The organism is Clostridium sp. (assembly GCF_016650095.1).
Classification (GTDB): domain Bacteria; phylum Bacillota; class Clostridia; order Clostridiales; family Clostridiaceae; genus Clostridium_AD.
This window is the reverse complement of record NZ_JAENWL010000176.1, coordinates 1-7,324: the sequence shown is the minus strand read 5'-3', so window position 1 is coordinate 7,324 and position 7,324 is coordinate 1. Positions and strand designations below refer to the sequence as shown.

Below are 7,324 nucleotides of genomic sequence, written 5' to 3'. Positions count from 1 at the left end.
TAAAAATGATGTTGTTGTAGATGGTATAAAATGTCTTATTTCAAGAACAGGATATACAGGCGAGGATGGATTTGAAATATACACTTCGACAGAAGGAATAGAAAAGTTATGGAATAAACTACTCGCTATAGGTAAAGAAGATGGAATTAAACCTGCAGGTCTAGGCTGCAGAGACACTTTAAGATTTGAAGCTAGTTTGCCGCTATACGGGAATGAATTATCGCAGGACATTACACCACTTGAAGCGGGACTTGGTTTTTTCGTTAAGCTTCAAAAGGATAACTTTATAGGAAGGGAAGCTCTTTTAAAGCAAAAGGAAGAAGGACTTAAAAAGAAATTAGTAGGATTTGAGATGAGGGAACGAGGTATTCCAAGACATGGATATGAAGTTCGCGTACTTGGAGAAAAAATAGGTGTTGTAACAACTGGATATTTATCTCCTACATTAAAGAAAAATATAGGTCTCGCTTTAATTGATTCTAAATACTCAGAACTTGGTACGGCAATAGAAATTGTGATTAGAGATAAACCAATAACAGCTGAAGTAATAAGTAAAAAATTCTATAAAAAGAATTATAAAAAATAAATATTTAGGGGGATTGTAAATGAAAACATTAAAAGAATTATTTTATAGTAATGACCATGAGTGGGTAAAGGTTGAAGGAAATAAGGCATACGTGGGAATTTCAGATTTCGCACAGCATGCTTTAGGGGATATTGTTTTTGTTGAGCTACCTGAGATAGATGCAGAATTTACTAGTGGGGACGTTTTTGGGGTAGTTGAATCTGTTAAAGCAGCTTCTGATATGTATATTCCACTTAGCGGAAAGATAATAGAAATAAATGAGGATGTTGTAGATAACCCAGTATTAGTAAATGAAGATTGCTATAAAAGTTGGATGCTTCTTTTAGAAATTACAAATGTGGAAGAACTAAAAGAGCTAATGAACGAAGAGCAATATAATGAATATTGCAGTAAGGAGGAATAATATGTTTCCTTATATACCCAATACTTTAGAGGATGAAAAGTTAATGTTAAAATCAATCGGTGCTGAGTCTATACAGGAATTGTTCGGAGATATTCCTGAAGAGCTTAAATTAAATAGAGATTTAAATATAAATCCACCCATGTCAGAACTGGAAGTACAAAAACATATAAAAACCCTTTCTAGTAAAAATAAAAGTACAGATGATTTAGTTTGCTTCTTAGGCGCTGGGGTTTACGATCATTATATACCTTCAATAATAAAACATTTGGTTTCAAGGTCAGAATTTTACACAGCATATACACCTTATCAACCAGAGATAAGCCAAGGTACCCTTCAGGCTATTTTTGAATATCAAACCCTAATATGCGATTTAACTGGACTGAATGTATCAAATGCATCTATGTATGATGGGGCCACTGCTTGCGCAGAAGCTGCTTTTATGGCTACTGATAGCACAAAAAGAAAATCTATAATTGTATCTAAAACTGTGCATCCAGAAATAAGAAAAGTTCTTTGTACCTATTTAAAATTTAAGGGAATAGAACTAATAGAAGTAGACTACACGGATGGAGTTACTGATACTCTAAAATTAAAAGAACTTGTAGATAGTAAAACGGCAGGAGTTATAGTTCAAAACCCAAATTTCTTTGGAATCATTGAAGATATGACAGAGATTGAGAAGATTACTCATGATAATAAATCGCTTTTAATAATGAGTGTAGATCCTATATCACTTGCCATATTAAAATCTCCAGGAGAAATAAAGGCAGATATTGTGGTTGGTGAAGGTCAATCGCTTGGAAATACAATGAATTTCGGTGGACCATATTTAGGATTCATGGCAACTACGACAAAACTACTTAGAAAAATGCCAGGAAGGATTGTAGGTCAGACAGTTGACGTAGATGGGAAAAGAGCATTTGTTTTAACTCTTCAAGCTAGAGAACAGCATATAAGGCGCGAAAAAGCAAGTTCCAATATATGCTCAAATCAAGCTTTAAATGCATTAACTGCTGCAATTTATCTTACAACTATGGGAAAAGAGGGATTGAAAGAAGTAGCATATCAAAGTATGCAAAAGGCACATTATGCTTTTAATGAAATTGTTAAATTAGAAGAATATAAACCATTATTTAACAAACCTTTCTTTAAGGAATTTGTAATTCAGGGACAGGAAAGTGCTAGTTCTATTAATGAAAAATTATTAGAAAGTAATATAATTGGTGGATATGATGTAGAGAAAAGTTACCCAGATCATAAGAATGCTCTACTAATCTGTGTAACAGAAAAAAGAACAAAACCTGAAATTAACGATCTAGTAACTGCAATGGAGGGGATAAAATGAGACAGTATAATAAGTTAATATTTGAAATTTCAAAAGAAGGGCGAACAGGATATAAATTACCTTCTTGTGATGTAGAGGAAATCGATATTAAAGAAATGATACCAGAACATTTACTATGCAAAACAGATGTATCCCTTCCTGAAGTAAGTGAAGTGGATGTTATAAGACATTTTACTCAATTGTCTACTAAAAATTATGGGGTAGACACTGGCTTTTATCCTTTAGGTTCTTGTACTATGAAGTATAATCCTAAAATTAATGAAGATATGGCAAACATGCCTTCATTTACTCAGATTCACCCTTATCAAAGTGAAAAAACTGTACAAGGTTCCATGCAATTAATGTATGAACTTAGTGAGAAATTAGCTGAGATATCCGGAATGGACCAGGTAACGCTTCAACCTGCAGCAGGTGCCCATGGAGAGCTTACTGGGCTTATGATTATAAAAGCTTTTCATGAGAATAAAGGTGATTTTAAAAGGAAAAAGATTATTGTTCCAGATGCAGCCCACGGAACTAATCCAGCGAGTGCAAATGTAGCAGGATTTGAAACTGTAGAAATTAAATCTAATGAAAAGGGTGGCGTAGACTTAGATAGTTTGAAATCAGTATTAAACGATGAAATAGCGGGGTTAATGCTAACAAATCCAAACACCTTAGGGTTATTTGATGAAAATATTAAAGAAATATCAGATCTAGTGCATGAAGCTGGTGGGCTTGTATATTATGATGGAGCAAATTTAAATGCAATTATGGGGAAGGCAAGACCAGGAGATATGGGTTTTGACGTTGTTCACATGAACCTTCATAAAACATTTTCTACACCACATGGTGGTGGTGGGCCAGGAAGTGGACCAGTAGGAGTTAAAAAAGAACTTGTACAATATCTACCTGTACCAATAATAGAGAAAAATGAAGAAGAATTTAGTCTTAATTATGATAAACCATTATCTATCGGTAAGATAAAGAGTTTTTATGGAAATTTTGGTGTAATATCTAGAGCATATTGTTATATACTTTCTATGGGCGCTGAGGGACTAAAGAAAGCAAGTGAAATGGCAGTACTTAATGCAAATTATATGAAAAGCAGACTAAAGGACTATTATTATTTACCAATTACTAAAGTTTGCAAGCATGAATTTGTTTTAGGTGGTTTAGAGAAGGGACATAGTGATGTAACTACATTAGATATTGCTAAGAGACTTTTAGATTATGGATATCATCCACCTACCATATATTTTCCTATGATTGTAGATAATGCAATTATGATAGAACCTACGGAAACTGAAAGCCTTGAAACTATGGATGCTTTTATTGAAGCTATGATAAGTATTTCAAAAGAAGCAAAAGAAAATCCGGAGATGTTAAAGCATGCTCCGTATAATACTCTTGTTAGAAGGTTAGATGAAGTAAAGGCAGCAAGATATCCAGTTTTAAAATATACGAAAACAAGTTAAACATAGCTATAGATGAATTATTCCGAGTTTAACTAATTCACCGCACTTTGAATTTAGGTTTGGGACGTTTCATATCGCTAAGGACTACTAAAATTCAAGATTTTTAAAATTTCTAACGGCCTCCATGCAACGTCCTGTTGCGGAGGACTGAGTGCCACTTCCTGTGGCACTCTACGAAATTTTAAAAATCTTGAATTAAGTAGTTCTAAAGCTTATTCAAATGTCCCTCTCTCTAAATTCAAAGTGCTAATGAATAAGATAAACTATGAAGATGAATTATTCTGAGTTTAACTAATTCACCGCAGTTTGAATTTGAGTTTGGTACGTTTCATATCGCTAAAAACTTTAATTTAAATAGTTCTAAAGCTTATTCAAATGTACCCTCACTCTAAATTCAAAGTGCTAGTGAATAAGATAAACTATGAATTAGTATAGCTGAAATTATGAAATGGTGTATATAAAATTATGAAATAGTATATATGAAATTAAGAATTAGTGCATGCATAAATAGTATAAACACAATTTATAGGGGGAACAGCGATGGATGAGAACTTAGTTATGGAGAAGGATATAGTTATAATTGGGGGAGGACCTGGGGGATATGTTGCAGCAATAAGGGCAGCTCAGTTAGGTGCACGGGTTTGTGTTGTAGAAAAGGGAGAGCTTGGTGGCACATGTTTAAATAGAGGGTGCATTCCTACAAAGGCGCTATATAGAAATGCCGAAATTTTAAATAATCTTAAAAATATTAAAGAATTTGGGATAACGGTTGATAGTTATAGCGTTAGCATAGAGGGAATTCAAAATAGAAAAGAGAAAATAGTTAATCAGTTGGTAAGTGGGGTAGAACAATTATTAAAGGCTAATAATATTGAAGTGATTTTAGGGACAGCTTCATTAAATGATAAAAATACGGTTTCTATTTTACTTAAGAATGGTGACTTAAGAGAAATAGCAACGAAAAATATAATTATAGCAACTGGGTCTATTCCAACAATGCCTAATATACCGGGTATAAATTTACCGGGGGTATTTACTAGTGAAAATATACTAGAATTTAAAGAAGTGCCTAACAGCTTAGTCGTTATAGGTGGTGGTGTTATAGGCATGGAATTTGCAGGGATATTTAATGCGTTAGGGTCTAATGTGACTGTCATAGAATTTTTACCAAGTATCCTTGCTCCAGTGGATACTGATTTAACAAAGAGACTTAGTGTTTCACTTAAGAGAAAAGGAATGGATATTAACATCAATACAAAGGTAATTAGTATTGAAAAAAAAGGTGAGGAACTAATTGTAACTGCTGAAGGGAAAAAAGGAGAAATTGTGTTTACAGCAGATAATGTACTTGTATCCGTTGGACGAACACCTATGACTTTTGGACTTAATGTTGATAAATTGGGGATAGTTTTTAATAAAAAATCTATACTTGTGGATGAAAATTATGAAACTAATATACCCAATATCTATGCTATTGGTGACGTGAATGGAAAAAGTATGCTTGCGCATGCAGCATCGCACCAAGGCAAAAGAGTTGCTGAAAGAATCATGGGTTGCGGTGAGGTATGTTCTAGTGAAGTAATACCAAGTTGTATTTTCGTATTCCCAGAGATTGCTTGCGTTGGTATAACAGAAAATGAAGCCAAAGAAAAGGGAATAGAATATAAAACAAGTAAGTTTGTATTTGGAGCTAATGGCAAGGCGTTAGCACTTGGCGAAGGAGAAGGAATGGTAAAGGTTATAGCAACTCCAGATAATACAATCCTTGGAGTGCATATAATGGGACCCCATGCATCAGATTTAATACATGAAGGTACTATGGCTATAAATAATAACATGAAGGTAGATAATATCGCTAGCATGATACATGCTCATCCAACTTTATCTGAAGCTTTTGAAGAAGCGGTTTTAGGACTTAAAGGTGAAGCTATTCATACAATGCCTACAAAAAAGAGATAAAATAAGAAAAAGTATATATTACTACAATTGCGTTTCCCTACGCTAAGCAATTCTAAACGAATTTTAATGAAAGATACTAAAAAGTACAAACTCGCTATGGCTCAAACATGTACTTTTCTATACGTATCATTCATTAAAATTAGTTAAGAATTACTAAAGCTTGGTCAAATGCAATTTACGTAATATATACTTTTTTAACGTGTAAAAGAAAGGACAAAAAAGCGGGAACGGTTAATATTACTACAATTGCGTTTCCCTACGCTAAGCAATTCTAAACGAATTTTAATGAAAGATACTAAAAAGTACAAACTCGCTATTGCTCAAACATGTACTTTTCTTTACGTATCGTCCATTAAAATTAGTTAAGAATTACTAAAGCTTGGTCAAATGCAATTTACGTAATATATACTTTTTTAACGTGTAAAAGAAAGGACAAAAAAGCGGGGACGGTTAATATTACTACAATTGCGTTCCCTACGCTAAGCAATTCTAAACGAATTTTAATGAAAGATACTAAAAAATACAACCTCGCTTCGCTCAAACATGTACTTTTTTAAAGTCTCTTTTTTAAAAATTAGATAAGAATTACTAAAGCTTGGTCAAATGCAATTTACATAATATATACTTTTTCTAATGTTATAACTCATCTTAAATACATTGTATAAAAATAATGCTTCGGAAACCAAGTTATTATGTGCAAAATTATTTTAAAGTTCCTAATAAATGAGAGAATACTCCGTCCATTGAGGGGCTCCTGTCAATCTTATTATATTTAAAAGGTTTCTAGCAACAGGTGTTAAATAAAGGGTATAATGAGAGTGAGATAAGTATAGATAATAGATAATAGTTATCTATTATAGTGAGTGAGAAGGAGGAATGAAATTGAGATTATTATTGACAAACGATGATGGTATAACTGCGAAGGGAATATATGCACTAGCTAAAGAACTCGAAAAAAATCATGAAGTAATTGTCGTAGCACCAGATAATGAAAGAAGTGCCTGCGGTCATTCAATAACTCTTGCAAGGCCACTTGTTGTGAGAGAAGTTAAGATGGAAGGGCTCAAAGTAAAAGCTTTTAGTGTAGATGGAACGCCTGCGGATTGTGTAAAAATTGCAATTAATAAACTTATTGATGGTAATATAGATATGGTAGTATCAGGAATCAATAAAGGCTTAAATTTAGGTACAGATGTTTTATATTCTGGCACAGTTTCTGCTGCTATTGAAGCATGTATTTATAAAATACCTGCCATGGCGATTTCTATGGCTGTTAAGAAAAATAATGAAAATTATGAAATGGCAGCTGTATATGCTGGAGAAATATTGCTAACGGCTGAGAAGAATAATATTAAGAATGATATTGTGTTAAATGTAAATATTCCCCTATTAGAAAAGAATGAAATAAAAGGGATTAAAGTATGTAAAATTGGAAGTAGGTTGTATAACAATTGTTATATAGAATCTGTTTCTGAAAATGGCGAAAAGCAGTATGAGATTAAGGGTGAATTACAAGATATTCATGAGGAAGATTCAGATACATTACATTTTAAAGAGGGGTATGTTACTGTAAC

6 protein-coding genes are annotated in these 7,324 nt (G+C 33.0%); all 6 read left to right on the top strand.

Features of this window, described 5'->3' with window-relative positions; all coding sequences use genetic code 11:
• A partial coding sequence (locus JJE11_RS11185) for a glycine cleavage T C-terminal barrel domain-containing protein (RefSeq protein ID WP_291635596.1) occupies positions 1 to 586 on the top strand: 586 nt, incomplete at its 5' end.
• Between the two features lie 19 nt (positions 587 to 605).
• Positions 606 to 989 carry a glycine cleavage system protein GcvH gene (gene gcvH / locus JJE11_RS11180; RefSeq protein WP_291635594.1) on the top strand — a complete coding sequence of 128 codons (384 nt, stop codon included), beginning with the start codon at positions 606 to 608 and terminating at the stop codon, positions 987 to 989.
• Between the two features lies 1 nt (position 990).
• The gene (gene gcvPA / locus JJE11_RS11175) at positions 991 to 2,334 is read left to right on the top strand and encodes an aminomethyl-transferring glycine dehydrogenase subunit GcvPA (protein WP_291635592.1); all 1,344 of its coding nucleotides are present in this window, start codon (positions 991 to 993) and stop codon (positions 2,332 to 2,334) included.
• Entirely contained in the window at positions 2,331 to 3,791 is a 1,461-nt protein-coding gene (gcvPB, locus tag JJE11_RS11170) for an aminomethyl-transferring glycine dehydrogenase subunit GcvPB (protein ID WP_291635590.1), read from the top strand. Before gcvPA ends, gcvPB begins: the two co-directional genes overlap by 4 nt.
• 540 nt (positions 3,792 to 4,331) lie before the next feature.
• Positions 4,332 to 5,750: a dihydrolipoyl dehydrogenase gene (lpdA, locus tag JJE11_RS11165; RefSeq protein WP_291635588.1), complete on the top strand. Its 1,419-nt coding sequence runs from the start codon at positions 4,332 to 4,334 to the stop codon at positions 5,748 to 5,750.
• An 882-nt stretch (positions 5,751 to 6,632) separates the two neighbouring features.
• Positions 6,633 to 7,324 (top strand): 5'/3'-nucleotidase SurE (gene surE / locus JJE11_RS11160; protein ID WP_291635586.1); only part of this gene is annotated, 692 nt, incomplete at its 3' end.

Excerpts from the sequence above, each read along its gene's own strand:
- gcvH (WP_291635594.1), top strand. The coding sequence starts at position 606 with ATGAAAACATTAAAAGAATTATTTTATAGTAATGACCATGAGTGGGTA.
- gcvPA (WP_291635592.1), top strand. The coding sequence starts at position 991 with ATGTTTCCTTATATACCCAATACTTTAGAGGATGAAAAGTTAATGTTA.
- gcvPB (WP_291635590.1), top strand. The coding sequence starts at position 2,331 with ATGAGACAGTATAATAAGTTAATATTTGAAATTTCAAAAGAAGGGCGA.
- lpdA (WP_291635588.1), top strand. The coding sequence starts at position 4,332 with ATGGATGAGAACTTAGTTATGGAGAAGGATATAGTTATAATTGGGGGA.